Source organism: Streptomyces sp. NPDC056503, assembly GCF_042794995.1.
Taxonomy (GTDB): domain Bacteria; phylum Actinomycetota; class Actinomycetes; order Streptomycetales; family Streptomycetaceae; genus Streptomyces.
In genome coordinates, this window is record NZ_JBHTST010000061.1 from 1 (window position 1) to 26332 (window position 26332).

Sequence of the window (26332 nt, forward strand, 5' to 3'; positions counted from 1 at the left end):
GTGCCTCCCTGGGCGAGCGGCACGCCCTTGTTGTTCGGTACCTCCCCGGTGTATGCTGCGGCCTGGTGCCACGACCGGCCCCGCACGAGGGTGCGGCGCCGGACGTGTGCGAGCGGGCTCGGCTCAGACGTTGACGCCGAAGTCCTGCGCGATGCCGCGCAGACCCGAGGCGTAGCCCTGGCCGACCGCGCGGAACTTCCACTCGGCGCCGTGGCGGTACAGCTCGCCGAAGACCATGGCGGTCTCGGTCGAGGCGTCCTCGGAGAGGTCGTACCGCGCGATCTCGGCGCCACCGGCCTGGTTCACGACGCGGATGAACGCGTTGCGCACCTGGCCGAAGGACTGCTGGCGGTTCTCGGCGTCGTAGATGGACACCGGGAAGACGATCTTGGCCACGTCGGCCGGGACACCGGCCAGGTTGACCTTGACCTGCTCGTCGTCGCCCTCGCCCTCACCGGTGAGGTTGTCACCGGTGTGCTCGACGGAACCGTCGGCGCTCTTGAGGTTGTTGAAGAAGACGAAGTCCTGGTCGTTGCGCACCTTGCCGGCCTCGCTCACCAGGATGGCGCTGGCGTCGAGGTCGAAGTCCGTACCGGTGGTGGTGCGGACGTCCCAGCCCAGACCGACGGTCACGGCGGTGAGGCCAGGGGCCTCCTTGGTCAGCGAGACGTTGCCGCCCTTGCTGAGGCTGACTCCCACGAGTCCCTCCATTGGTTTCCAGGGGCAGCGCCCCCAGTCGTGCGTTGGCATCGGATCAACGACTGGATCCTAGTGACGGGTTCCCAGTCGAAACAGGCGATTCGCCCGGGGAATCGGGGGATGTCGGTTCGGGTCGCCGATTCCGGGGCCGGCTCAGAGGGTTTCGAGCGCCTTCACGTACGCGTCCAGGTCACGGGCGTCCGGCAGGGCGTTGACGACCGTCCAGCGGACGACGCCCTCCTTGTCGATGATGAAGGTGCCGCGGACCGCGCAGCCCTTCTCCTCGTCGAAGACGCCGTAGGCGCGGGAGGCGTCGCCGTGCTTCCAGAAGTCGGAGAGCAGCGGGTACTCCAGGCCCTCCTGCTCGGCGAAGACGCGCAGGGTGTGGATGGAGTCGTTGGAGACCGCGAGCAGCTGGGTGTCGTCGTTGACGAACTTCGGCAGGTTGTCGCGGAGCTCGCACAGCTCGCCCGTGCAGACGCCGGTGAAGGCGAAGGGGTAGAAGAGCAGCACGACGTTCTTCTCGCCGTGGAAGTCGGAGAGCCTCACGGTGCGGCCGTGGTTGTCCTTGAGCTCGAAATCGGGGGCCTTGGTGCCGACCTCGATCGCCATCGCGTACGCATCCCTTCGAAGGGGCCCGGCCTCTGGGCCGAACCGGTGAACCCCACCCTACGGCCTGGCCGGCGGCTCCAGGGCGCGGGAAAGCCCCCGCCGTGGTACCGGCGGGGGCTTCGCGCAGCAGAGGGGATCAGCGCTTCGGAGCGGCCAGGCGGGTGCCCGTCCAGTCCTTGGCGACGCTGATGCTCTTGGTCTGGGAGAGACCAGCGGTCTGCGCGGCATCGTTGATGTCGCTCGGCTCGATGTAGCCGTCGCGTCCGGTCTTCGGGGTCAGCAACCAGATGTTGCCGCCGTCCTCCAGCAGACCGATGCTGTCCACCAGGGCGTCGGTGAGATCACCGTCGTCGTCACGGAACCAGAGGACGACGGCGTCGGCGACGTCGTCGTATTCCTCGTCAACGAGCTCCTGGCCGATGGTGGACTCGATGCCTTCGCGGAGATCCTGGTCGACGTCGTCGTCGAAGCCGATCTCCTGGACCACCTGTCCGGGCTCGAACCCCAGCCTCGCCGCCGGGTTGGTCCGCTCCTCCGCGTGGTCCGCGGTCGCGCTCACGGCTTGCCTCCTGATCATGTATCGGAAAATGCTCGGGCCACGCGTACGCGCGGCGCTGGCCGTAGTCCACACGTGACGGGGCGGATCGCGCAAGTACCCGGCCGTGGAGACCGCCGAAACGGTGACGTTTGGGGCCGTCTCACCGCAACTTCCGGCGCCCTTCGACAGCGCTCCGTGATCAGGCGTACACGATTCGTCCCGCTTCGCGGGCTTCTGCGGTTTCAGTCTGCCGAACGCATTGCCGGAACGCATGCGCGGATTGGTCGTAAGGTTGCGATTTGACCACACCCCGCGCGTACGAAGGGCGCAGGGAGGACTACCTCTCGGTAAAGATGACGTGTGCCGCCAGCCGGGTACACGATGGACGTCCCCGGCCTCGGACATCCCGGCCTCAACGGGGCTCCCCTCCCTCGTGGGGCTCCCCCCGACCAGCGAAGGAACAGCGTGGCTCCCGGATCCGATCGCAACCCGATCATCATTGGCGGCCTTCCCAGCCAGGTCCCGGACTTCGACCCGGAAGAGACCCAGGAGTGGCTCGACTCCCTCGACGCGGCCGTCGACGAGCGGGGCCGCGAGCGGGCCCGCTACCTGATGCTCCGGCTGATCGAGCGTGCCCGCGAGAAGCGGGTGGCCGTGCCCGAGATGCGGAGCACGGACTACGTCAACACCATCGCCACCAAGGACGAGCCCTTCTTCCCCGGCAACGAGGAGATCGAGCGCAAGGTCCTCAACGCCACCCGGTGGAACGCGGCCGTGATGGTCTCGCGCGCCCAGCGCCCGGGCATCGGCGTCGGCGGCCACATCGCCACCTTCGCCTCCTCGGCCTCCCTCTACGACGTGGGCTTCAACCACTTCTTCCGGGGCAAGGACGAGGGTGACGGCGGCGACCAGATCTTCTTCCAGGGCCACGCCTCCCCCGGCATCTACGCCCGCGCCTTCCTCCTGGACCGGCTGAACGCGACCCAGCTCGACGGCTTCCGCCAGGAGAAGTCGAAGTACCCGAACGGGCTGTCGTCCTATCCGCACCCGCGGCTGATGCCGGACTTCTGGGAGTTCCCCACGGTGTCGATGGGCCTCGGCCCGCTCGGCGCGATCTACCAGGCCCGGATGAACCGGTACATGGAGGCGCGCGGGATCGCCGACACCGCCAAGTCCCATGTGTGGGCCTTCCTCGGCGACGGCGAGATGGACGAGGTCGAGTCGCTCGGCCAGCTCTCCATCGCGGCCCGCGAGGGGCTCGACAACCTCACCTTCGTCGTCAACTGCAACCTCCAGCGGCTCGACGGCCCGGTCCGCGGCAACGGCAAGATCATCCAGGAGCTGGAGTCGATCTTCCGGGGCAACGGCTGGAACGTCATCAAGCTGATCTGGGACCGCTCCTGGGACCCGCTGCTCGCCCAGGACCGCGACGGCATCCTGGTGAACCGGCTGAACACCACGCCGGACGGGCAGTTCCAGACGTACGCGACGGAGACCGGCGCGTACATCCGCGACCACTTCTTCGGCGACGACCACCGGCTCCGGTCCATGGTCGAGTCCATGTCGGACCAGCAGATCCTCCACCTGGGGCGCGGCGGCCACGACCACAAGAAGATCTACGCGGCCTACGCGGCGGCCAAGGCCCACAAGGGCCAGCCGACCGTGATCCTGGCCCAGACCGTCAAGGGCTGGACCCTCGGCCCCAACTTCGAGGGCCGCAACGCCACCCACCAGATGAAGAAGCTGACGGTCGACGACCTCAAGCGCTTCCGCGACCGGCTGCACATCCCGGTGACCGACAAGGAGCTGGAGTCCGGCCTGCCGCCGTACTACCACCCGGGCCGGGACTCCGAGGAGATCCAGTACATGCACGACCGCCGCAACGCGCTCGGCGGCTACGTGCCGACCCGGGTCGTGCGGTCGAAGCCGCTGGCCCTGCCGGACGACAACACCTACGCGGCCGTCCGCAAGGGCTCGGGCCAGCAGTCGATCGCCACCACCATGGCCTTCGTCCGGCTGCTGAAGGACCTGATGCGGGACAAGGAGATCGGCAAGCGCTTCGTGCTGATCGCGCCGGACGAGTACCGCACCTTCGGCATGGACTCCTTCTTCCCGAGCGCCAAGATCTACAACCCGCTGGGACAGCAGTACGAGGCGGTGGACCGCGAACTCCTCCTCGCCTACAAGGAGTCCCCGACCGGCCAGATGCTGCACGACGGCATCTCGGAGGCCGGCTGCACGGCCTCGCTGATCGCCGCCGGTTCGGCCTACGCCACCCACGGCGAGCCGCTGATCCCGGTCTACGTCTTCTACTCGATGTTCGGCTTCCAGCGGACCGGCGACCAGTTCTGGCAGATGGCCGACCAGCTCGCGCGCGGTTTCGTCCTGGGCGCCACGGCCGGCCGCACCACGCTGACCGGCGAGGGCCTCCAGCACGCCGACGGTCACTCGCACCTCCTCGCTTCGACGAACCCGGCCTGCGTCGCGTACGACCCGGCCTTCGGTTTCGAGATCGCGCACATCGTCAAGGACGGTCTGCGCCGGATGTACGGCCCCCAGGCGGAGGACGTCTTCTACTACCTGACGGTCTACAACGAGCCGATCCAGCACCCCGCCGAGCCGGAGGACGTGGACGTGGAGGGCATCCTCCAGGGCATCCACCTCTTCAAGCGCGCGGAGGCCGGCGCGATCCCGGCGCAGATCATGGCCTCCGGCGTCTCCGTCCCGTGGGCGATCGAGGCACAGCGGATCCTCGCCGAGGAGTGGAACGTCAAGGCCGACGTCTGGTCCGCGACCTCCTGGAACGAGCTGCGCCGCGAGGCGGTGGCGGTCGAGGAGCACAACCTGCTCCACCCGGACGAGGAGCAGCGCGTCCCGTACGTCACCCGCAAGCTCCAGGCCGCCGAGGGCCCCTTCGTGGCCGTCTCGGACTGGATGCGCTCGGTGCCGGACCAGATCGCCCGCTGGGTCCCCGGTCCGTACACCTCCCTCGGCGCCGACGGCTTCGGCTTCGCGGACACCCGGGGCGCCGCCCGCCGGTACTTCCACATCGACGCCCAGTCGGTGGTGCTCGCGGTGCTGACCGAGCTGGCCCGCGCGGGCAAGGTGGAGCGCTCGGCCCTGAAGCAGGCCGTGGACCGCTACCAGCTCCTGGACGTGGCGGCCGCCGACCCGGGTCCCGCGGGCGGCGACGCCTGACGGGCCCCGGCGGGGCGTAGCACCTGGTGAGGGCGGTGGGACCGGCGGTCCCGCCGCCCTCCGCCGTTCCCTACGATGCCCCGCATGTCCGTGAAGAAGGAGCGCCCCCCGAAGGTCCGCTGGGAAGAGCGCACCCAGACCCCGCTGCTGGCGCTGGCGGTGGCCTTCGGCATCGCCTACGCCGTGCCGATCGTGGCGCCCGGCGCCGATCCCTGGGTGCACCGGCTGTGCTCCCGGGTGGAGTGGGTGGTGTGGGGCGCCTTCGCGGTGGACTACGCCGTCCGGCTGGGACTCTCCCCCTCCCGGTGGGCCTTCGTCCGCTCCCACCCCCTCGACCTCCTCGCCGTGCTGCTGCCGATGGTGCAGCCGCTGCGGCTGCTGCGGGTGGTCTCCACCCTCCTCCTCGTGGGCCGGCGGGCCCGGATGGCCCCGCAGATCACGCTCACCACCTATGTGGCGGGCGCGGTGGTCGGGCTGATGATGTTCGGCTCGCTGGCGGTGCTGCACGTCGAGCGGGACGCGCCCGACGGCAACATCAGGACCCTGGGCGACGCCGTGTGGTGGTCCTTCACCACGATGACGACGGTCGGCTACGGCGACCACGCGCCGACGACCGGTCTCGGGCGGGTGCTCGCGGTCGGGCTGATGCTCTCGGGCATCGCCCTGCTGGGTGTGGTGACCGCCAACATCGCGGCCTGGTTCATCTCCCGCTTCGAGCGGGACGACGCGGTGGAGCGCCGGCAGACGGAGCTCCTGGAGACCCTGACCCGGGAGGTCCGCGAGCTCCGCGTCGAGGTCGCCCGGCTCTCGGGCCCGGTGCCGCCGCAGGCGGCGTCGGGCCCGGAGGCCGTGACCGGCGCCGGGTCCGAGGCGCAGGCCCCTACCGCTCCCAGAGCTTGAACGCTCTGGCCTCGTAGGGCGTCTGCGGGACCCAGGTGCCCCGGCCCGGGTAGGTCTCGAACTCGCCCGTCTCCGCGCACTCCGCCGACTGGTAGGTCGTGACCGGCCGGCCGGTGCGGACGGCGAGGGACTGGGCCGACCCGCCCTCCGGAAGGGCGACGCAGCTGTCGAGGTCCGTCGTCGCCAGTTCGTACGTCCACGGCCGGCCCTTGAAGTCGGGCTTCGGCCAGAGGCAGAGCCGCCCGGGCCCGCACGCCCCGAGCGCGGTCCCACCGGCCGGGGCGGCCGGTGCCTTCCCGACGGTCAGGGCCTTCCCGACCGCCGGTGCCTTCCCGACCGCCGGGCCCGTCAGGGCTGTCGGCGCCGCCGGGGCGGCCGCGGCCGGGAGGGCGGCCAGGAGCAGTGCGGCCAGCCCCGCGAGTGTGGTCGTCACCCTTGCGTTCATACAGATCAACCCCCGTGTCGTCACTCTCTGTAATCACGAGCATGGACGAGGTGACCCTCCGGACGGAAGAGGGGCCGCCCCCGTTCCTTCGAACGGGTGACGGCCCCCTAGGGAACCTCAGGGCCTCACGGAGCGCCTCGCGGAGACCCGCGGCGCCTCAGGATCAGATGTGCCCGCCGCCCATGCCGGCCTGCGCGTTCTCGCCGCGCTTGGTGAGGGTGGCGACCAGGGCCGCGACCACGGCGACGACACCGGCGACGGTGAAGGCCAGGCCCATGCCCTGGAGGAAGGTGTCGTGGATGACGTCGGAGATCTTGGCGAAGAGGTCCGGGGTCATGCCGGGCGCCTTCGCCATCTCCGCCGGGGCCATGCCGAACTCGGCCGCCTCCTCCAGGCGCGGGTCGGCCGGGACCGGGATGCCGGCCTCCTTCCAGTTCTCCGCGAAGGAGCCGGCGACCTTGGAGGACATGACCGCGCCGAGCACCGCGGTGCCGAGCGCGCCGCCGACCTGCATGGCGGCCTGCTGGAGACCGCCGGCGACGCCGGAGAGCTCCAGCGGCGCGTTGCCGACGATGACCTCGGTGGCGCCGACCATGACCGGGGCGAGGCCCAGTCCGAGCAGGGCGAACCAGAGGGACATCGTCAGCGTGCTCGTGCCGGCCGAGAGCGAGATCATGCCGAACATCGCGACGGCCGTGCAGACCATGCCGCCGACCAGCGGTACCCGCGGGCCGAACTTGGTGATGAGCGCGCCGGCCAGCGGCGAGGAGACGATCATCATCGCGGTCAGCGGGAGCAGCCGGAGACCGGCGTCGATCGGGCCGAGCCCCTTCACGCCCTGGAGGTAGAAGGTCACGAAGAAGAGGCCGCCCATGAAGGCGAAGGCCATCAGGACCATCAGCACCACACCGGCCGAGAGCGGCACGGAGCGGAACATGCCCAGCGGGATCAGCGGCTCCTTGACCTTCGTCTCCCAGACGGCGAAGACGGCGAAGAGGACGATCGCGCCGATCAGGCAGCCCCAGGTGTTGCCGCTGGTCCAGCCCCAGTCCGCACCGGCCTTGATGAGGCTCCAGACGAGCAGGCCCATGGCGCCGGAGAGCAGCGCGATGCCGAGGACGTCGAAGGAGCGCGGCGCGTTCTCCGCGCGGTGGTCCCTGAGGATGATCAGGCCGAGGGCGAGGGCGACCACGCCGACCGGCACGTTGATGAAGAAGACGGACTGCCAGCTGACGTGCTCGACGAGGAAGCCGCCGAGGATCGGGCCGCCTGCGGTGGAGGCGCCGATGACCATGCCCCAGATGCCGATCGCCATGTTCAGCTTCTCGGCCGGGAAGGTGGCGCGCAGCAGGCCGAGCGCGGCCGGCATCAGCAGGGCGCCGAAGAGGCCCTGGAGGACGCGGAAGCCGATCACGAGGCCGATCGAGTCGGAGAGGCCGATCGCGCCGGAGGCGGCGGCGAAGCCCGCGATGCCGATGAGGAAGGTCTGGCGGTGGCCGAAGCGGTCACCGAGCTTGCCGGCGGTGATCAGCGCGACGGCGAGCGCGAGCAGGTAGCCGTTGGTGATCCACTGGAGCTGGTCCAGGGAGGCGCCGAGGTCGGCCTGGATGGCGGGGTTGGCGATGGCGACGATGGTGCCGTCCAGGGCCACCATCATGACGCCGGCCGCGACGGCGAACAGGGTCAGCCAGGGGTGGCCGCGCAGGCCCTTCGCCGGGGCCGGACCTGGCTCCCGGACGCCCCCCTGGCCTTGCGGGGCCTTTTCCACGGTGGTCTGACTAGTCATGGGAAAGAGGCTAGTGACAGTCACTGACAATTGACAAAGTGATTCACGCGTCGGTAACTGTCACGTAGCTCACAGGTACGCTGAGCAGGGAGAAGATCCCTTGATCCACCGAAAAGAGACTCCTTTGACCGTGTCCGCGCCCGGACCGTCCACCGCCCCCGGACCGTCCGTGCCCGGCCTGCGCGAGCGGAAGAAGCAGCGCACGCGCGACGCGCTCGTCCGGGTCGCCCTGGAGCTCTTCACCACCCAGGGGTACGAACGGACCACCGTCGACGAGATCGTCGAGGCGGTGGAGGTCTCCCAGCGCACCTTCTTCCGCTACTTCTCCTCCAAGGAGGAGGTCGCCTTCGCCGTCCAGCGGATGGTGGAGGAGGAGTTCGTCCGGGCGCTGGCCGCGCGCCCGCCCGAGGAGGGCCCCTTCGACGCGATGCGCAACGCGGTGCTCGCCTCGTGGGACGGGGTGGGCGACGCGATCGACGAGGTCGTCCCCGTCGAGCTGTACCTGAGGACCTTCTTCATGATCGAGTCGACGCCGGCCCTGCTCGCCGCGCACCTGCGCCGGTCCAGCGAGATGGAGGAGACCATCGCCCGGCTCGTCGCCCTCCGCGAGGGGCTCGACGTGGACGCCGACCCGCGGCCCCGGATCGCGGTGGCCGCCTTCAGCGGTGTGATGCGCGTCACCGGACAGATGTGGGGCAAGGGGCCGGACCGCACCCTGAAGGGGATCCGCGAACTCACCGAGTGGTACCTCGACCACCTCGGCCCGGCGCTCTCCCTCCACTGGCGGGAGCCGCCCGCGCGGGACCGAGGGCGGACCGAGAGCGGGGCCTAGGGGCCTAGGGGCAAGGGGCCCAGGGGGCTTGGACGCGGGGCCGAGGGCGGGGGCTACGAGACCTTCGGGCGCACGCCCTCGTACGTCCCTCGCCACGCCCCTCGCGCCTCCCCCGGACGTCCCTCGCGCCTCCCCCGTACGTCCCTCGCGCCACCGGAGCGCCGGCCTTCGGGGACCCGCCCCGGCGGGTCCGTCACCCTGGCCGTCTAGGGTGTGCGCCCGTGACCTCCGCCGACGTCCCGCCGTCCCTCACCGTCCTGCGCACCCTGCTCGCGCTGGGCGTCGTCCTCGTGATGCTGGCCACCACCGGGTGGACCACCGTCCGGCACCGCCCGGTGCCCGGACCGTCCATGGAGGCCTCGCTGGCCGCCTGGGCGCGGGAGCGGATAGGCGACGCCCCGCCGCCGGATCCGGCCACCGCCCCGCCGCGTACCGTCGCCGCCTGGTTCGCCGCGTTGGGCCCGGCCCGCGCCGAGGGCCTCGCCGAGCGGTATCCGCTCGTCGTCGGCAATCTCGACGGGGCCCCGCCGGCCCTGCGCTACCGCGCCAACCGGATCGGCATCACGCGCGCGCTGGCGGCCGAACGGCCCCGCGTCGACGACACCCGGCTCTCCGCCGAGGGCCGGCACGAGGCGCGCCGGCGGGTGGACCGCTTCCGCTCCCTGCTGGAGCCCGGCCGCCGGATCCTCGCCTTCGACCCCACGGGTACGGGGCGGGCGGCCGAGGTCCTGGGCGATCTGGAGCGGGCCCGGCGGGTGTCGGTCGTCGTGCCCGGCGTCGACACCCACCTCCTCACCTTCCAGAAGACCAACGGCCGGTACACCGCCCCCGTCGGCATGGCGCACGCCCTGTACGCGGCCGAGCGGCGCACCGCGCCCGGCGCCCGGGTCGCGGTGATCGCCTGGGCCGGCTACACCGCGCCCGCCCGCGTCGGCGTGGACGCGGCGACCGGACGGCTCGCCGCCACCGGCGCGGACCGGCTCGTCCGGCTCGCCGAGGGCCTGCCGGGGACGGCGCGGGTGGCGCTCTTCTGCCACAGCTACGGCTCGGTGCTCTGCGGGATCGCCGCGCCCCGGCTGCCGGAGCGGGTGACGGACGTGGCCGTGGCGGGCAGCCCCGGGATGCGGGTGGAGACCGCCGCCGAGCTGGGCACCACGGCGCGGATATGGGCGATGCGGGACGCCGAGGACTGGATCGCGGACGTCCCCCACCTGGAGGTCGGCGGGGTCGGGCACGGGGCGGACCCGGTGGCGCCCGAGTTCGGGGCGCGGCTGGTCTCGGCGGCCGGGGCGGCCGGGCACAGCGGTTATTTCGAGCCGGGGACGGAGAGTCTCGGCAATTTCGCGGCGATCGGCGCGGGGGCCTTCGGACGGGTCGTCTGCGCACGTGCCGACAGCGCTTGCCTCGGGGGAATCTCCGGCGGCACCGGGCTCTGACGCGCGTAGATCACGGAATTTCCTGACAGTTCCGAGGGGCGACGCACGGCCACGCGCCGCTTACGATGAGGCGTATGGGTGATGTGCTGGCCGGAATTCATGCCACCTGGGAGTTCGAGAGCGACGCCCTCGTCATCCGCTTCGAACGGGGGATCCGTACGCCGAGACTGTTCCAGGCGCTGCGCGAGCGACGCGTGCCGTACGAGGCGCTGGCCGCGGCGACGCTCGCGCCGGGCAGACGGGGCACCGTCGTCCTGCACGCCGTGCCGCGGCCGGGCGCCGATCCGCTGATGGAGGCGGCCGCGGGGCAGCTGAAGGAGACCTGCGACCCGTACCGGCTGGCGCTGCCCGCCGACCGGGAGGAGCTCGCCGCCCGGCTGCGCGACGAGCTGGCGGCGGTGATCCCGGCGGGCCCGGTGGATCCGGTGGACCGGTTCGACGCGGGCTTCCTGGTCGCGGCGCCGCAGGGGCCGCTCTCCTTCAAGGCGTACGACGGGAAGGCCACCTTCGACGGGTCGTCCGAGGTCTCCTTCCGCTGGTCGTCGACGATGGCCACCTCGGAGAAGTGGAAGACGGGCGACCGGGTCTTCCCGGTACGGGAGCTGAGCGGGGTCGAGTGGCGCACGCCGGACTCCCCCGGCGGGTTCCTGCGGCTGCTCCCCCGGGGCGGCGTGCCCCGGGCCGACCGGCCCGACCACGATCCGGCGTCGGTCGTCTTCGGGCTCGGTTACGGCCCGGTGCACGACTCCCTGCCGTTCGCGGCGGCGGTCCTCTCGGCGATCCGCGCCAAGGACCGCGCCCCCGTCCCCGCGGGGGCGCGCGGCGCGGGCCACGGGGACCCCGGAGCCGTAGCTGAAAGGATTCGGCACCTCGGCGAACTGCACCAGGCGGGCCTGGTGACGGACGAGGAGTTCGCGGCGAAGAAGACGGAGCTGCTGGCCGAGCTGTGACGGCCGCCCCGGGGCGGCGCGCCCGACGAGAGCCGCACGCGCCCTCATACCAGGGTCCGACCCCCGATTGACCCCCCTGGTACGACGACGGGACGGGGCCGCGAACCTAGGCTGACTCGACATGAAGGTGATCGAGAAGCGGCCGGCATCACGGTGGCGGCAGGGCGCGGCACGGCTCACGAGCCGGTCGCGGCCGGTCGTCCAGGCACTGGAGGCCGCCTTCGCCGCCCCGCCCGGGTCCGCGCCCTTCGCGGGCGCGTCCTCGCGGTGGGTCCGGCTGCTGCCGTACGGGCTCGGGGTGGCGCTCGTCGCCTCCCTCCTCCCGGTCACCGTCACCCTGCTCGTCAACGACTACGGCGTGCCCGGCGCCCTCGCCGGGGCGCTCGCCACCGCGCAGACGGCGCCGCTGCTGCTCGCCGTCACCCGGCCGCTGCAGGCCTGGTGGATCGTGCTGCCCGCCGACATCGCGGGGGCGCTGGTGCTCCTGGCCTCCGACGGGCCCCTCGCCCAGCTGTGGCCGTGGACGCCGCCGGTCGTGGTCGGGTACTGCGCGCTGATGCTCTCGCTCGGGCTGCGCGAGCCGCGCCGCACCCTGATCGGGGTGTGGCTGGCGACCGGCGCGGCCGGCTACCTCCTGGAGACCGTGCGGCCGTACGGCCAGTCCGGCGTCACCACGCTGCTCTTCGTGCTCAGCGGCGTGCTGCTGCTGCTGAGCTCGGCGGTACGGGCGCGGGGCGAGGCCCAGCGCAGGCTCGCCGAGCAGGAGACCATCAGCGAGGCCGAGCGGGCCCGCCGCACGCTCCTGGAGGAGCGGGCCAGGATCGCCCGCGAGCTGCACGACGTCGTGGCGCACCACATGTCGGTGATCACCGTGCAGGCGGACTCCGCCCCGTACCGGATCCCGGAGCTTCCGGAGGCGGCCCGCGAGGAGTTCGCGGCGATCGCGGGGAGCGCCCGGGAGTCGCTGGCCGAGATGCGGCGGCTGCTCGCGGTGCTCCGCAGCGACGGGAGCGAGGGCGAGCGGGCCCCGCAGCCCGGGCTCGACCGGCTCCAGCAGCTGGTGGAGGCGACCGTGCGGGCGGGGGTGCCGGCCGAGCTGTCGCTCGCCGCGGAGCTGGTGGACGGGCGGACCGAGGTGCCGCAGGCGGTGGGCCTCTCCGCGTACCGGATCGTGCAGGAGGCGCTCGCCAACGTGGTGCGGCACGCGCCGGGCGCGTCGACCCGGGTGTCGGTGCGGGAGGACGGCTCCGGCCGGCTGACGGTCCTGGTGGTCAACGGCCCCGCCACGGAGCCGCTCTCCCCTCTGGAGGGCGCCGGCACCGGGCACGGCCTCGTCGGCATGCGCGAGCGCGTACGGCTGACCGGCGGCACCCTCGACGCCGGCCCGCTCCCGGACGGCGGCTTCCGCGTGGCCGCCCGTCTCCCGCTCGGGACGGCGGAGCCGGACGCGGCGTGACCGCCGGGACATCGCCTAGGGTCGACGGGCAAGGGGAGGACCGACGACCAAGGAGGCCCGGTGGCCATTCGGGTGATCATCGTGGACGACCAGGCCATGGTGCGGGCGGGGTTCGCCGCGCTGCTGGCCGCCCAGGCCGACATCGACGTGGTCGGTGAGGCGCCGGACGGGCGGCAGGGGGTCGAGGTGGCGCGGGCCGTCCACCCCGACGTGGTGCTGATGGACGTCCGGATGCCGGAGCTGGACGGTCTGGCGGCGGCCCGGGAGATCCTGCACCCGCCGGCCGGGGTGGTCCACCGGCCCAAGGTGCTGATGCTGACCACCTTCGACGTCGACGACTACGTGTACGAGGCGCTGCGGGCCGGGGCGTCCGGGTTCCTGCTCAAGGACGCGCCGCCGGCCGACCTGATCGCCGCCGTGCGGGTGGTGGCGGCCGGCGACGCGCTGCTCGCGCCGTCCGTGACCCGGCGGCTCATCGCCGACTTCGCCGCCACCCGGCCGGCCCCGCGCAAGGACGTGACGGCGCTCCGGCTCAACGGTCTGACCCCGCGTGAGACCGAGGTGCTGGAACTGATCGCCCGGGGGCTGTCCAACCAGGAGATCGCGGAGCGGCTCGTGCTCGCCGAGCAGACCGTGAAGACCCACATCGGCAGGGTGCTCGCCAAGCTCGACCTGCGGGATCGCGCCCAGGCGGTGGTCTTCGCCTACGAGTCGGGCCTGGTGACCCCCGGGGGCTGACCCCACCCCCCATCGGGGGACGGCACCTCGTCCACCCCCTACCCGGGTATGGCACGGGAGTTGGCTCCCCGGTGTGACGTGCCGTCACCCACCGTCTTCCTACCTTCCTCTCGCCGACAACGAGAGAGGGAGGACGGGCATGCGCCGCGTTACGAGGACCCTGGTGACCGCCGTCATGGTGACGGCCGTCGTGGCGGGAACGGCGGGCTGGGCGTCCGGGACCGCGCAGCGACCGGTCACCGGACCGCCCGCCGGGACCGCCGAGTGGCGGGCGGCGGGGCTGCCGGACCCGGAGCGGATGGACCCGGCCGCGGTCGCCCGCTTCTTCGCCGGGCTCGGCCCCGGGGAGCGGCGCAGGCTCGTACGGGCGCACCCGACGGTGGTCGGGAACCTGGAGGGGGCGCCGCTGGAGCTGCGGTACGAGGCCAACTCCCTCACCACCCGGGGGCGTCACCCCGGGGCGCGGGTGCTGGCGCACGACACGCGCGGCCGGGGCCAGACGGTCCTGGTCTACGGGGACCTGGCGACGGCCGAGCGGGTGGCGGTGCTGGTGCCCGGCTCCGACGTCGACGCCGGACGGATGGACTCCCTCACCCGGAAGGCCACCGCCCTCCGGGAGGCGACCGGCGGGCGGACCGCCGTCGTCGCCTGGGCCGGCTACACCACCCCGCTCGGCGTCGGACTCGACGCCGCCACCGGCGAGTTGGCGGAGGCGGGAGCCGGGCGGCTCACCCGCTTCACGGAAGGGCTGCGGGCCGCCGGCGTGCGCCCCGAGCCGTCCCTGTTCTGCCACAGCTACGGCTCCGTCGTCTGCGGGCTCGCCGCCCACCGGCTGAAGGCCAAGGACCTGGTGGTGTTCGGCTCCCCCGGCATGCGGGCGGAGAACGTGGCGGAGCTGCGGACGACGGCCCGGGTGTGGGCGGCGAAGGATCCGACCGACTGGATCGACCGGGTGCCGAACGTCGCCGTGGCCGGGCTCGGGCACGGCACCGACCCGACCTCGCCGGAGTTCGGGGCGCGGCCGGTGGAGGCGGGGGACGCGGACGGCCACGACGGCTACTTCGCGCCCGGCACCTCCTCGCTGCGCGCCTTCGCCGCGATCGCCGAGGGGGACGTCCGATGAGGACGCTCGTCCGGAAGATCGAGGCCGGCACCCCCGCCCACCGCGACCGGGCCGTCGACGGGCTGCGCGCCCTGGCGCTGCTCGCCGTGCCCACCGGGCACTGGCTGCTCGGCGGCTTCACCCTCTCCGCCGACGGCGCGATCCACAACGCGTCGCCGCTCGCCGCCTTCGGCGCGCTGGCCCCGGCGAGCTGGATCCTCCAGATGCTGGGGATCTTCTTCCTGGTCGGCGGCTACGCCTCCGCCCTCTCCTTCCGCCGGTGGACCGGCACCACGCGCGCCTGGCTCGGCGGGCGGCTCGCCCGGCTCGGCCGGCCGGTGCTCGGGGTGACCGCCGTGTGGGCGGCGCTGCTGCCGCTGCTCCACCACGGGTTCGGGGTGGAGATCGACACCCTGCGGACGGCGTCCACGCTGGTGATCCAGCCCCTGTGGTTCGTCGGGGTGTACACGGTGGTGACGGCGCTGACCCCGTGGTGCGTGCGGGCCGCCCGCCGGTTCGGGGTGGGGGCGGCGGCCCCGCTGCTCGGCTCGGTCGCCGTCGTGGACTTCCTGCGGTACGGCCCGTACGCGGACGCCGTCCCGTCCTGGCTGAGCCTGCTGAACATCCTGCCGGGGTGGCTCTTCGCCTACCAGCTCGGGGTCGCCTGGGGCGAGGGCCGGGTGGACCGCCGGCACGCCTGGGGGCTGCTGCTCGGCGGGGCGGCGCTCTTCGCCGCGCTGCTGCTGGTCTTCGGCTACCCGGCGTCGATGGTCGGTGTGCCCGGCGAGGCCCGCACCAACTCGCACCCGCCGTCGCTGCTGGTCCTGGCGCTCGCCGCGCTCCAGAGCGGGGCCGCGATCCTGCTGCGGGACCGGCTCGGCCGGCTGCTGAAGCGGCCCGCGCTGTGGGCGCCGGTCGTCGTGATCAACCTGTCGGCGATGACGATCCTGTGCTGGCACCAGACCGCGATGCTCGCGGCGGCGGTCCCCGCCTCGTACCTGGGCGAGGTGCCCGGGCTGGTCGGGGCACCGGACTCGGTGGGCTGGATCCTGGCCCGGCTGGCGTGGATGCCGGTCTTCGCCGGACTGCTGGTGCTGATCGGCCGGTACGCGCGCGGCTTCGAGTCGCCATGGGCGCGCACCGGTCCGGCCCGCCGCACCCTGGCGGGGCTGCTCGCGGCGGGGTTCGCGGTATTCGCCCTGGGCCTCGCGTGAGCGGGCCCGGGGCGGGGGACCGGCGGGGCTCAGGCCTCGCGGGCGGCCGAGGTCAGGCTCATGTCCGGGTAGCGGTCGCCGGCCACCAGGTCCGCGAGCGGTTCGAGGACGGCGAGCTCGGCCTCGGTGAGGGTGATGCGGGTGGCGGCGGCGTTCTCCTCCAGGCGGGAGCGCCTGCGGGTGCCGGGGATGGGGACGACCGTCAGGCCGTGGACGGCGGCGCGCTGCTGCACCCAGGCGAGGGCGATCTGCGCGGGGGTCGCCCCGTGCGCGGCGGCGACGGCGTGGACCGGTTCGAGCAGGGCCGTGTTCCGCTCGACGTTCTCGCCGGTGAAGCGGGGCTGGCCGCGGCGGAAGTCGCCGTCCGGGAGGTCCTTGCCGGCGTCGGCGAAGGCGCCCGCGAGGAAGCCGCGGCCGAGCGGCGCGTACGGCACGAAGGTGACGCCCAGCTCGGCGGCGGCGGCGACGGCGGAGTGCTCGACGTCCCGGGAGAAGAGCGACCACTCCGACTGGAGGGCGGCAATCGGGTGGATCGCGAAGGCCTCGCGCAGCTCCGGCCCGGTGACCTCGCTCAGCCCGAGCTGCCGCACCTTGCCCTCGGCGATCAGCTCGGCCATGGCGCCGACGGACTCGGCGAGGGGAACGGACGTGTCGCGCCGGTGCATGTAGTAGAGGTCGATGGTGTCGACGCCGAGCCGGCGCAGGCTGCCCTCGACGGACTGCCGGACGTAGGCGCGGTCGTTGCGGACGCCCCGGTACATGGCCCGCGCGGGGACGCGCTGGATGGCGAACTTGGTGGCGAGGACGATCTCGTCGCGGTGGGCGGCGACGAAGGGGGCGAGGAACTCCTCGTTGGTGCCGCTGCCGTAGATGTCGGCGGTGTCGATCAGGGTGACGCCGGCCTCCAGGGCCGCGTCGAGGGTGTCGCGGGCGGCGGCCTCGTCGGTGGTGCCGTAGAACTCGCTGATGCCCATGGCGCCGAAGCCCTGGACGCCGATCTCCGGTCCTGCCGGGCCGGGGCCGAGGCGTACGGTGTCGATCTTCTCGGTCATGAGGGAGTGCCTCCGCAGATGGTTCCGTAATGGTCGATCTTGAGGTCGAGCACGGCGAGCGTCGACTGGAGCTCGGCGATGCGGGCCAGTACGTCCCGGCGGGTGGCCTCCAGGAGCGCGCGGCGCTCCCCGTGGGTGTGGGGACCCTCGCGCACCAGCTCCGCGTAGCGGACCATATCGGCGACCGGCATTCCGGTCAGCCGCAGCTTGCCGACGAACTCCAGCCAGCCGAGGTCCCGTTCGGTGAACCGGCGCTGGCCGGTGTGCGAACGGTCGACGTGCGGCATCAGCCCGATCCTCTCGTACCAGCGCAGCGTATGCGCGGTGAGACCGGTCAGGGCGGCGACTTCGCTGATCGTGTAGCGGTCCTTCCCCGTGGGCCTCGTCGTGCTCGTGCTCTCGATCACGCTCATGCCCCCACGCTAAAACGTTGGAGCGCACTCCAAGCAAGTAGGCTCGGCCCCATGGAGAGCAGCAGCGTGCCCAGCCTGGCGGCGATCGAGAACTGGCCCGTCCCCACCGCGGCGGCGGCCGTGGTCCGCGCGGACGGCACGGTGGCCGGGAGCCACGGCCCGACCGGGCACCGCTTCGCGCTCGCCTCGGTGACCAAGCCGCTGGCCGCGTACGCGGTCCTCGTCGCGTACGAGGAGGGGGCGATCGACCTCGACGAGCCGGCCGGGCCCGAGGGCGCGACCGTGCGGCACCTGCTCGCCCACACCTCCGGGCTCGCCTTCGACGAGAACCGTGTCATGGCCGCTCCGGGTACCCGCCGGATCTACTCCAACACCGGTTTCGAGGTCCTGGGCGACCTGGTGGCCAAGGCCACCGACATCCCCTTCGCCGACTACCTGCACCAGGCGGTCCTGGAGCCGCTGGGCATGACGTCGACCACGCTGGAGGGCTCCCCCGCCAAGGACGCGGTGTCGACCGTGGACGACCTGGTGCGGTTCGCGGCCGAGGTGCAGGCGCCCCGGCTCCTCGACGCCCGCACGGTCCTGGACGCGATGACGGTGACCCACCCCGGGCTGACCGGCATCCTGCCCGGATACGGGCACCAGCGGCCCAACGACTGGGGGCTCGGCTTCGAGATCCGGGACGGCAAGGCGCCGCACTGGACCGGCACCACCTCCTCGCCGCGCACCTTCGGCCACTTCGGCCAGGCCGGCACCTTCCTGTGGATCGACCCGGACGCGCGGGCCGCCTGTGTGGCGCTCGCGGACCGGGCCTTCGGGCCGTGGGCCGTCGAGGCGTGGACCCCGTTCACGGACGCGGTCCTCGCCGACCTGCGGCGCTGACGGAAGGGCCCGGCGGAAGGGCCCTAAGGGGTGCAGGTCGTCGCGGGCAGGGCGCCGTCCGGGCCTTCGACGGTCACCGGGAGCTCGCCGGCGCGGTCCACGGCGTGGGCCGCCGTGCACACCAGCTGGGAGACCGCGCCCTGCGACAGCTCCCGGGCCGGGAAGGAGGTGAGGAGCCGGATCCCGCCCACGAGGTCGGACTCGACGCCGACCAGCTCCTCGCTCGCGGGCAGTTCGGTGGTGAGCCCCGCCTGCTCCTCGGCGCCGCCGGGGCCGGCGAGGAGGGCGGAGAGCACCTTCACGGTGGCGGGGGCGGAGCCGTACGGAGGCTCGGCGTCGGACGACTCGCGGCCGGTGCCCGAACCCGACCCGTCCCCCGGCAGGGTCTGCTCGGGGTCGGGGGCGAACCTGGTGTCGGTGTCCCGGGAGACCGGCATCAGCGCGCCGTCGGGGCCGAGGAAGTAGAGCAGCATCCGGCTCTCCGGGACCGGCGCGACGGCGACCGTCGGCGCGCCGCCCGCCTCCACGACGTCACTGCCCTGGATGCCGCAGCCGGCGAGCACCGGCAGGGCGGCGGCGAGCAGCGCGAGGAGCGGGAAGCGGCGCCTCACAGGGGGATCCTGACCGTGAACACGGCGCCGCCCGCGGGGTGGTTGGCGGCCTCCACGGTGCCGCCGTGCAGCCGGACGTTCTCCTGGGTGATCGCCAGGCCGAGGCCGCTGCCGGCCGAGCGGGTGCGGGCCGGGTCGGCCTTGTAGAAGCGCTCGAAGACGTGCGGCAGGACGTCCGGGTGGATGCCGGGGCCCTGGTCGGAAACCTGGGTGACGAGGGTGGACCCGTCCTCGTCCACGAAGACCCGGACGGTGACGAGGGCGCGTCCGTGCCGCAGCGCGTTGCCGACCAGGTTGGCCACGACGACGTCGAAGCGGCGGGGGTCGAGGCGGGCGCGGATGCCCTCCCCGAGGGCCGCGTGGACCTGCTCGGGGTCCGTCCAGTGCCGGCTGCTCAGGGTCTTGCGGACACAGTCGGCGACGTCGACCTCGTCGGTGTGGAGCTCGGCGGCGCGGGCGTCGAAGCGGGAGATCTCCATCAGGTCCTCGACGAGCACGGCGAGCTTGACGGTCTCGGCGCTGATCAGCCGGACCGCGCGGGCCGTGTCGCTGTCCAGGGCGGCGGCGTCCTCGTCGAGCACCTCGGTGACGGCGAGCATCCCGGCGAGCGGGGTGCGCAGTTCGTGCGAGACGTCGGAGGCGAAGCGGCGGGCGCGGGCCTCGGCGCGGCGCAGCTCGGTGACGGAGCGCTCCAGTTCGGCGGCGGACTCGTTGAAGGTGCGTGCCAGGTCGGCGAGTTCGTCGCTGCCCTTGGCGTGGATGCGGGTGTCGAGCCGGCCGCGGCCCATGCTGGCGGCGGCGTGGCGGAGTTCGCGGACCGGGCGGAGGACGCCGCGGGCGGCGATCAGGGCCGGGATCAGGGCGATGGCGAGGGCGGGCAGGGCGCCGTCGCGGGCGGCGGTGACCAGGGCCTCGATGTTGGCCTCGTCCTCGCGCAGTTCCATCACGGCGTAGAGGACGAGGCCGGTGGGCTGGGGGGCGCCGCCGACCTGGGTGAGGAAGACGGCGGGGACGGCGATCGTCAGGTAGGGGGTGCCGTCCTTGACCACGCGCTGGAAGCCCGCGTGCGGGGTCGCCTCGCGCGCGTGGGCGCGGGCCCTCAGCTCCGGGGTGAGGACGGAGGAGGTGGGGCGGTCGGTGGAGGAGACGCGGAGGGAGCCGTACTCGGCGTAGACCCGCCAGGGGCGGGGCTTTCCCTGGCGCGCGATGCCGAGGAGCATGTCGCGGAGCGAGTCCTCGTCGATCGGCAGCGCGATGTTGAGCGCGTCGACCTGCTCGCGGAAGGCGGAGACGGCGGTGTTCTGCGTCTGCTCCAGGATGGCGCTGCGGGCGGCCCGGTAGGTGAGGGCGGCGGTGGTGCCGCAGCCGACGGCCGCGACGAGCAGGAACGCGAAGACCAGGCGGGTCCGCAGCCCGAACGGGCGGGGCCGCCGCCGCTGGGCCCGGCTCCGGCGGCCCTCGCGACCGGCCTCGTCCCGGCGGTCCTCGCGACCGGCCCGGCCCTGCCCGGCCCCGGCGTCCGCCTGGCGGCCCTCGGCGCCGGCGGGCTCCCAGGAGGCCCGTGTGCCGCCGCGGCCGCCGGTACCGGCGGCCTCCCGTCCGCTCTCCGTGCCGGCGCCGCCCCGGCCGTCCCCGTACGGGGTCCCGGGCGCCGCGCCCCCGGACAGGGTCTCCGTGCCCGGCTCCTCGCCGGGTACGCAGGTCTTCACAGGGGTCCGAAGCGGTAGCCGAAGCCGCGCAGGGTCTGGATGTAGCGGGGGTCGCCGGGGGTGTCCTCGATCTTGGCGCGGAGGCGGCGGACACAGGCGTCCACGAGCCGGGCGTCGCCGTGGTAGTTGTGCTCCCAGACGTGCTCCAGGAGCTGCTGGCGGCTGAAGACCTGCTCGGGGGCGGCGGTCAGGTGGAGCAGCAGCTTGAGCTCGGAGGGGGCGAGGGCGAGGCGTTCGCCGTTCTTGGCGACGGTGAGGCCGGCCCGGTCGACGGCGAGGGCGCCGTGGTGCTCGACGGCGGGGCGGCCGCCGCCGGGCTCCTCGATGCGGCGCAGGACGGCCCGGATGCGGGCCTCTATGACCTCGGTGCGGGCCGGCTTGACGATGTAGTCGTCGGCGCCCGCCTCCAGGCCGATGACGACGTCGAAGTCGTCGCCCCGGGCGGTGAGCATGATGATCGGGAGCTGGCTGCTCTCGCGGACCCGGCGGCAGACCTGCACCCCGTTCATGCCGGGCAGCATGAGGTCGAGCAGCAGCAGGTCGGGGCGGAACTCGCCGAGGGCGGCGAGCCCGGCCTCACCGGTGGCGGCGGTGCGCACCTCGTGACCGCGGCGCCGGAGCCCGAGCTCGACGCCTTCGCGGACCGAGGGGTCGTCTTCGATGAGGAGCACGCGAGGCATTCGTGGAGTATCCCAAGGTCGGTGGAGGCCCCCGCGAGGGGGAGGCCGCGGTGGTGTCAGGTCCGGCGGGCGAGGCGGCCCGTGGCGGCCGTGAGGAGGGCGGAGACCTCGGTGAGGCGCAGCGGCCGGGCGAGGAGGGCGAAGGAGCCGGCGACGGTGACCGCGCCGGCGAGACCGGAGACGACGGCGCCGACGGGGGCGGTCACGTCGGTGACGAAGAGGCCGTAGCCGGTGGCGGGGACGGCGGCGAGCAGGAGCCGGCCGAGGCCGCCGCCGTCCGCCTCCGCCCCGGCCGCCGGGAGGCGCCGCCGCAGGACGTACGCGGTGAGCGCCCAGCCCGCCCAGAGGGCGAGCGAGTAGCCGGCGGCCATGCCGGTGACGGCCCAGCGGGTGGGCAGCCAGTGGTACGCGGCGAGGGAGAGCAGCGCGTTGAGGCCGGCGATCACCAGGTTGAGCAGGAAGGGGGTGCGGGTGTCGCGGAGCGCGTAGAAGGCGCGGGTGCACACGTACTGCCCGGAGAGGGCGACGAGGCCGGGGGCGAGGGCGGTCAGCGTCCAGGCCATGGCGCGTACGTCGGCCGCGTCGGTCGCCCCGTACCCGAAGACGACCGACATGAGCGGGACGGCGAGGGCGAAGAGGGCGCAGGCGGCGGGGACGACGGCGGCGGCCGTGGTGCGCTGGGCGTAGCCGACGTCCCGGCGCACGGCGGCGAGGTCGCCGTCGGCGGCGGCGCCGCTCATGCGGGGCATGAGGGCGGTGACCAGGGAGACGGTGACGATGCCGTGCGGGACGGCCCACAGCAGGTAGGCGTTGTTGTACGCGGCGAGGCCGGCGCCTCCGGTGTCGGTGTCCGTGCCCGCGGAGGTCGCGACCCAGGTGGTGACCCAGTAGGCGGCCTGGTTGGTGAGGACGAGCAGGACGAGCCAGCCGGCGGCGCGCAGCGGGGCGGTCAGGCCGCTGCCGCGCCAGTCGAAGCGGGGCCGGAAGCGGAAGCGGGCGGCGCGCAGGGCGGGCAGCAGGGCGAGGGCCTGGGCGGCGATGCCGGCGGTGGTGCCCCAGCCGAGGAGGGCGGTCTCCCCCGCCGTGAGCTCGCCGCCGTCGCCGACGGCGAGGAAGAGGCCGAAGACGGCGACGGCCACGATGTTGTTGAGGACGGGGGTCCACATCATGGCGCCGAAGCGGCCCCGGGCGTTGAGGACCTGCCCGAGGAGGGTGAAGAGGCCGAGGAAGAGGATCTGCGGGAGGCACGCGCGCGTGAAGGCGATCGTGAGGTCCCGCTGACCGCCGGTGTAGTCGGTGTAGCCGTCGACGAGCGCGGGCGCGGCGAGGACGGCGGCGGCGGTGAGGACGACGAGGGCCAGCCCGCAGAGGGTGAGGAGGCGGTCGGTGTAGGCGGCGCCGCCGTCCTCGTGCTCCTTGGCGGCCTTGACCAGTTCGGGCACGAAGACGGCGTTGAGGGCGCCGCCGAGGAGCAGCGTGTAGACGATGGTGGGGACGGAGTTGCCCACCGCGTAGCCGTCCGCGACGAGGCCCGCGCCGAGCGCGGCGGCGACGACGGCGGCGCGGACGAAGCCGGTGGCGCGGGAGACGAGCGAGCCGGCCGCCATGAGGGCGCTGCTGCGCAGCGCGGACGGCTGCTTCCGCCGGGACGGCGCGGGCGGCGCGAGGGTGGTGCCGGCGCTCATCGGCGGTTCATGTATGCCTGGAAGGCGCGGTACAGCGCCTGGTTGGTCGTTCCGTGCATCGGTGTCTCCCACTCCCCCAGCGTCTCGACGACCTGTCCGCCCGTGCCGAGCTTCCAGCGCAGCAGCCCGTGGGCACGGTCGTCCGGATCGAGGGTGGAGGGTACCCCGCGCAGGTCGTAGACGTCGGCCCCGAGGGCGTGGGCGTCGAGCAGCATCCGCCACTGGAGGGCGTTGGAGGGGCGGACCTCGCGGCGGTGGTCGGCGGAGGCGCCGGTCTGGTACCAGACCCGCCGGCCGACGGTGATCATGGTGTGGGCGGCGAGTATCTCGCCCTCGTGGCGGGCGAGGTAGAGCTTCATCCGGCCGGCGTGCTCGGCGTTGAGGACCGCGTACTGGCGCTCGTAGTAGGCGAGGGAGCGGCCGAGGCGGAAGCCGTCGCGCTCCTCGGTGACGCGCAGCAGCCGGTGGAACTCGGGGAGGTCGGCGGCGGATCCGACGGTGATCTCGACGCCGGACTTGCGGGCCTTGCGGACGTTGCGCCGCCACTCCTGGTTGAGGCCGGACCAGAGGTCGTCGGTGGTGCGGCCGGTGAGCGGCACCTGGAAGACGTGGCGGGGCTGGGCGTCGGCGCCGTCCTCGGAGTCGCCGCCGCAGCGCTTCCAGCCGCGGGCGCGGAGCCGTTCGGCGACGGCGGTGCCGAGCGGGTCGACCTCGTCGGCGAGGACGTCGCCGAGCCGGCGGCCCGGTCCGGCGGCGGCCTTGACGGTGGCGGCGGTCCAACGGCGGTGGGAGGGCCCGGGTCCGATGCGCACGGCGAAGACTCCGGAGGCCTTCAGGTGGGCGAGGAGCGGGTCGAGCCAGCGGTCGAGGTCGGGGTCGGCCCAGTCGGCGACGGGCCCCTCGGGGAGGTAGGCGAAGTGCTTGCGGGTGCCGGGGAAGGTCCGCAGCAGGACGAGGGCGACGCCGGTCAGCGCGCCCGACTCGGTTCCCCAGCCGACGAGTTGGTGGCTCCACCCCTCCTTCACCTCGGCCCAGGCGGGGAGTTGGAGGAAGCTGGGGCCGTCCGCGCCGGTGGAGCGGGCCGCGAGGAAGGCGCGGTACGCCTCCGGGGACACGGGGCCGAGCCGGAGCGGGCCGACGGGCGACGGCCCGGCGGCGGGGCGGCGCTTCACGGGTGCGGGCGTCACGAGCAGCGCTGACACAACGGGAGCCTCCTTGCTTCGTCCGCCCCTCGGTGGCGCGGCGCACAGCAGGCTCACAGCCGGATGAGACGGGTCCGCGCGGCGTGTGTGACGGGACGATGACCGTTTTTCATCAGCGCCCGTCATACGGGCCTCCGACGGGGCGGTGGAGGCCGCGGGCGGCCTAGAGTCCGGGCATCCCACCCTTTTCTCTCCTCTTCCGGAGGTGCTCCGTGCCGCCGATACGCACGTCCCGGCCCGCCCTTGCCGCCGTCGCCCTCGCCGTCTCCCTCACCGCCTGCACGGCCCAGGCGGCGAGCGGTCCCGGCTCCTCCACCGCCCCGTCGAGCGGGGCCGCGCAGGACGGGCCGCCCGCCAAGGTGACCGTCGTGAAGCCCGCGGCCGGGAAGCCGGTGACGGTGACGGCGGCCGGCGGGACGCTCTCCTCGGTGACGGTCACGGACGCGGAGGGCGGGCGGCTGGCCGGGAAGTCCGCGGCGGGCGGGGCGAGCTGGACCTCGGACCGCAAGGCGGCGCCGGGGGCCTCGTACACGGTCGAGGTCGTCTCGCGCGACGCCGGCGGGAAGGAGACGACGACCCGGTCCACCTTCGCCACGGAGAAGGCGGAGCAGGTCAACAAGCTGACGCTGGCGCCCGGGAAGAACACGACCGTCGGCATCGGGCAGCCGCTGTCGATCGTCTTCGACCGGCCGGTGAAGCGGAAGGCCGACGTGGAGCGGCAGTTGAAGGTGACCACGTCGAACGGCACCGAGGGGTCGTGGGGGTGGGTGACCGACTACTCCGGGCGCGACCGGGTCGACTGGCGGCCGCGCGAGTACTGGAAGCCGGGCACGAAGGTCACGCTGGAGGCGGACCTCAACGGCACGGACTCCGGCGACGGCTGGTTCGTGCGCGACTACCGGACCGGGTTCACCATCGGCGCGTCGCAGGTGGTGAAGGTCGACCTGGACACCAAGCGGCTGAGCCTGGTGAAGGACGGGCGGACGGCGCGGACCATCCTCGTCTCCGGCGGGACGCCCGGTGGCGACAAGCGGTCCTGGCGGGGGACGGCCGTGCTGATGGCGAAGGAGGGGACCATCAACATGAACTCGGAGACGGTCGGCCTCGGCGACGCCTACGACAAGATGGTCGACTACTCGATGCGGCTGACCTGGTCGGGGATGTACGCCCACGCGGCGCCGTGGAACGCCGGGTGGTTCGGCAAGGCCAACAAGAGCTCGGGGTGCATCGGCATGAGCGACGCGGACGCCGCCTCCTTCTACGCGAGCGTCAACGTCGGCGACCCCTTCGAGATCAAGGGCGCCGAGACGAAGGGCGTGGTCGCCGAGGGGAACGGGTACGGGGCGTGGAACCTGTCCTGGGCGGAGTGGAAGGCGAAGAGCGCGGTGCGTTGAAGCCCCCGAGGGGTCGGCCCGAGAGGGCGGCCCGGGTGGGCGGCCCCGGGGGCATTCCCGAGAGGGCGGCCCGGATGGACGACCCCGGGGGCAGTCCCGAGAGGGCGGCCCGGATGGGCGGCCCCGAGGGGGCGGCCCGGGGGCTAGGCCTCCCAGACCAGGAGCTCGGCCGGCGCCGTGGCCTGCGGGCGGAGGGACCGCTCCGCCGTGATCCTCGCCGCGTCGCCCTCCCGCAGGGTCTCGTCCGCCAGGCGGATCTCGCCCCTCACCACGTGGACGTAGACGGTGTCCGCCTCCGGGAGGGCCGCCTCCTCGTGCCGCGCCAGGCGGTGGACGTGGAGGGTCGCCGCCGCCGCCGGAAGGGCGTACCGGCCGGGGAGGCCGCGGACCAGGCCGTACGAGGGCGAGCCGCCCGGCTCCAGGGGGGCCAGCCACATCTGGAGGAAGACCAGCGGGGCGGGGCCGGCGTTGCGCTCCACGTGGCGGACGCCGGCCGCCGAGGAGAGGTGCTGGAGGTCGCCGGGGCGGACCGTCGTCTCGTGGCCCGTCGTGTCGCGGTGGGTGAGCTCGCCCTCCACCACCCACGTGATGATCTCCGTGTGGGAGTGCGGGTGCTCGTCGAAGCCGGCGCCCGGGGCGAGGCGCTCCTCGTTGACCGCGAGGAGGGGACCGAAGCGGAGGTTGTCGGGGTCGTAGTGCGGCCCGAAGGAGAAGGCGTGCCGGGTCTCGACGCCGGCCCCGGGGTCGCCGCCGGGGTAGCGGTCGCCCGCGCGCTGGATGCGGATCATCCCCCGTACG

General features: G+C 73.5%; 24 protein-coding genes. 11 read left to right on the plus strand and 13 right to left on the minus strand.

All coding sequences use genetic code 11. From position 1 onward, the window contains the following. Positions 1-123: 123 nt before the first annotated feature. From ACFQ8C_RS19575 to ACFQ8C_RS19585, 3 genes are all read right to left on the minus strand, one after another. Positions 124-699: a TerD family protein gene (locus ACFQ8C_RS19575; RefSeq protein ID WP_030495317.1), complete on the minus strand. Its 576-nt coding sequence runs from the start codon at positions 697-699 to the stop codon at positions 124-126. Between the two features lie 153 nt (positions 700-852). After that, entirely contained in the window at positions 853-1311 is a 459-nt protein-coding gene (locus ACFQ8C_RS19580) for a peroxiredoxin (protein WP_383458925.1), read from the minus strand. A gap of 136 nt (positions 1312-1447) precedes the next feature. Then, on the minus strand, positions 1448-1870 hold the full coding sequence (locus ACFQ8C_RS19585) for a DUF3052 domain-containing protein (RefSeq protein WP_383458928.1): 423 nt from the start codon (positions 1868-1870) through the stop codon (positions 1448-1450). A 444-nt stretch (positions 1871-2314) separates the two neighbouring features. Between ACFQ8C_RS19585 and aceE the strand changes: the two genes are divergently transcribed. Together aceE and ACFQ8C_RS19595 are read left to right on the plus strand one after the other, a co-directional pair. After that, positions 2315-5047 (plus strand): pyruvate dehydrogenase (acetyl-transferring), homodimeric type, encoded by a 2733-nt coding sequence (gene aceE, locus ACFQ8C_RS19590; protein WP_383458931.1) that lies wholly within the window; start codon positions 2315-2317, stop codon positions 5045-5047. 84 nt (positions 5048-5131) lie between these two features. Then, a complete protein-coding gene (locus ACFQ8C_RS19595; RefSeq protein ID WP_383458934.1) occupies positions 5132-5947 on the plus strand; it encodes a potassium channel family protein in 816 nt (271 codons plus the stop codon). On the opposite strand, the gene ACFQ8C_RS19600 is transcribed toward ACFQ8C_RS19595, so the two are convergent. After that, entirely contained in the window at positions 5928-6392 is a 465-nt protein-coding gene (locus ACFQ8C_RS19600; RefSeq protein WP_383458936.1) for a peptidase inhibitor family I36 protein, read from the minus strand. The genes ACFQ8C_RS19595 and ACFQ8C_RS19600 overlap by 20 nt on opposite strands. A 163-nt stretch (positions 6393-6555) precedes the next feature. Continuing rightward, positions 6556-8049, minus strand: coding sequence for an MFS transporter (locus tag ACFQ8C_RS19605; protein ID WP_383459019.1), 1494 nt, complete (start codon positions 8047-8049; stop codon positions 6556-6558). Positions 8050-8308: 259 nt separating this feature from the next. Between ACFQ8C_RS19605 and ACFQ8C_RS19610 the strand changes: the two genes are divergently transcribed. The 7 genes from ACFQ8C_RS19610 to ACFQ8C_RS19640 all read left to right on the plus strand — a co-directional run bounded on the left by ACFQ8C_RS19610 (position 8309) and on the right by ACFQ8C_RS19640 (position 15906). Next, entirely contained in the window at positions 8309-9010 is a 702-nt protein-coding gene (locus ACFQ8C_RS19610) for a TetR/AcrR family transcriptional regulator (RefSeq protein WP_383459022.1), read from the plus strand. Positions 9011-9231: 221 nt separating this feature from the next. Then, positions 9232-10446 carry an alpha/beta hydrolase gene (locus ACFQ8C_RS19615; protein ID WP_383458939.1) on the plus strand — a complete coding sequence of 405 codons (1215 nt, stop codon included), beginning with the start codon at positions 9232-9234 and terminating at the stop codon, positions 10444-10446. Between the two features lie 74 nt (positions 10447-10520). Beyond that, positions 10521-11396, plus strand: a complete 876-nt coding sequence (locus tag ACFQ8C_RS19620) for a DUF4429 domain-containing protein (protein ID WP_383458942.1) — start codon at positions 10521-10523, stop codon at positions 11394-11396. Positions 11397-11517: 121 nt separating this feature from the next. Beyond that, positions 11518-12852 (plus strand): sensor histidine kinase, encoded by a 1335-nt coding sequence (locus tag ACFQ8C_RS19625; protein ID WP_383458946.1) that lies wholly within the window; start codon positions 11518-11520, stop codon positions 12850-12852. A gap of 60 nt (positions 12853-12912) precedes the next feature. Next, on the plus strand, positions 12913-13590 hold the full coding sequence (locus tag ACFQ8C_RS19630; protein WP_383458949.1) for a response regulator: 678 nt from the start codon (positions 12913-12915) through the stop codon (positions 13588-13590). Positions 13591-13729: 139 nt separating this feature from the next. Further along, positions 13730-14713, plus strand: a complete 984-nt coding sequence (locus ACFQ8C_RS19635; RefSeq protein ID WP_383458952.1) for an alpha/beta hydrolase — start codon at positions 13730-13732, stop codon at positions 14711-14713. After that, a complete protein-coding gene (locus ACFQ8C_RS19640; RefSeq protein ID WP_383458955.1) occupies positions 14710-15906 on the plus strand; it encodes an acyltransferase in 1197 nt (398 codons plus the stop codon). The genes ACFQ8C_RS19635 and ACFQ8C_RS19640 overlap by 4 nt, the downstream gene beginning before the upstream one ends. A gap of 29 nt (positions 15907-15935) precedes the next feature. On the opposite strand, the gene ACFQ8C_RS19645 is transcribed toward ACFQ8C_RS19640, so the two are convergent. Together ACFQ8C_RS19645 and ACFQ8C_RS19650 are read right to left on the minus strand one after the other, a co-directional pair. Next, positions 15936-16958, minus strand: a complete 1023-nt coding sequence (locus ACFQ8C_RS19645; protein WP_383458956.1) for an aldo/keto reductase — start codon at positions 16956-16958, stop codon at positions 15936-15938. Next, the gene (locus ACFQ8C_RS19650) at positions 16955-17371 is read right to left on the minus strand and encodes a MerR family transcriptional regulator (RefSeq protein WP_383458959.1); all 417 of its coding nucleotides are present in this window, start codon (positions 17369-17371) and stop codon (positions 16955-16957) included. The genes ACFQ8C_RS19645 and ACFQ8C_RS19650 overlap by 4 nt, the downstream gene beginning before the upstream one ends. Positions 17372-17437: 66 nt before the next feature. Between ACFQ8C_RS19650 and ACFQ8C_RS19655 the strand changes: the two genes are divergently transcribed. Then, on the plus strand, positions 17438-18253 hold the full coding sequence (locus tag ACFQ8C_RS19655; RefSeq protein ID WP_383459025.1) for a serine hydrolase domain-containing protein: 816 nt from the start codon (positions 17438-17440) through the stop codon (positions 18251-18253). Between the two features lie 23 nt (positions 18254-18276). On the opposite strand, the gene ACFQ8C_RS19660 is transcribed toward ACFQ8C_RS19655, so the two are convergent. Genes ACFQ8C_RS19660 through ACFQ8C_RS19680 form a run of 5 tightly spaced genes read right to left on the minus strand, consistent with a single transcriptional unit; the run spans position 18277 to position 24140 of the window. Further along, positions 18277-18864, minus strand: coding sequence for a hypothetical protein (locus ACFQ8C_RS19660; RefSeq protein WP_383458962.1), 588 nt, complete (start codon positions 18862-18864; stop codon positions 18277-18279). Continuing rightward, a complete protein-coding gene (locus tag ACFQ8C_RS19665) occupies positions 18861-20573 on the minus strand; it encodes an ATP-binding protein (RefSeq protein ID WP_383458964.1) in 1713 nt (570 codons plus the stop codon). Before ACFQ8C_RS19665 ends, ACFQ8C_RS19660 begins: the two co-directional genes overlap by 4 nt. Beyond that, on the minus strand, positions 20570-21253 hold the full coding sequence (locus ACFQ8C_RS19670) for a response regulator transcription factor (protein WP_200424156.1): 684 nt from the start codon (positions 21251-21253) through the stop codon (positions 20570-20572). The genes ACFQ8C_RS19665 and ACFQ8C_RS19670 overlap by 4 nt, the downstream gene beginning before the upstream one ends. Positions 21254-21309: 56 nt before the next feature. Next, entirely contained in the window at positions 21310-22938 is a 1629-nt protein-coding gene (gene murJ / locus ACFQ8C_RS19675) for a murein biosynthesis integral membrane protein MurJ (RefSeq protein WP_383458967.1), read from the minus strand. After that, the gene (locus ACFQ8C_RS19680; protein WP_383458970.1) at positions 22935-24140 is read right to left on the minus strand and encodes a lipid II:glycine glycyltransferase FemX; all 1206 of its coding nucleotides are present in this window, start codon (positions 24138-24140) and stop codon (positions 22935-22937) included. The genes murJ and ACFQ8C_RS19680 overlap by 4 nt, the downstream gene beginning before the upstream one ends. A 212-nt stretch (positions 24141-24352) precedes the next feature. On the opposite strand from ACFQ8C_RS19680, the gene ACFQ8C_RS19685 reads away from it, so the two are divergent. Further along, positions 24353-25534: an Ig-like domain-containing protein gene (locus ACFQ8C_RS19685; protein ID WP_383458973.1), complete on the plus strand. Its 1182-nt coding sequence runs from the start codon at positions 24353-24355 to the stop codon at positions 25532-25534. Between the two features lie 143 nt (positions 25535-25677). On the opposite strand, the gene ACFQ8C_RS19690 is transcribed toward ACFQ8C_RS19685, so the two are convergent. After that, on the minus strand, positions 25678-26322 hold the full coding sequence (locus tag ACFQ8C_RS19690; RefSeq protein ID WP_383458975.1) for a pirin family protein: 645 nt from the start codon (positions 26320-26322) through the stop codon (positions 25678-25680). Positions 26323-26332: the final 10 nt, after the last annotated feature.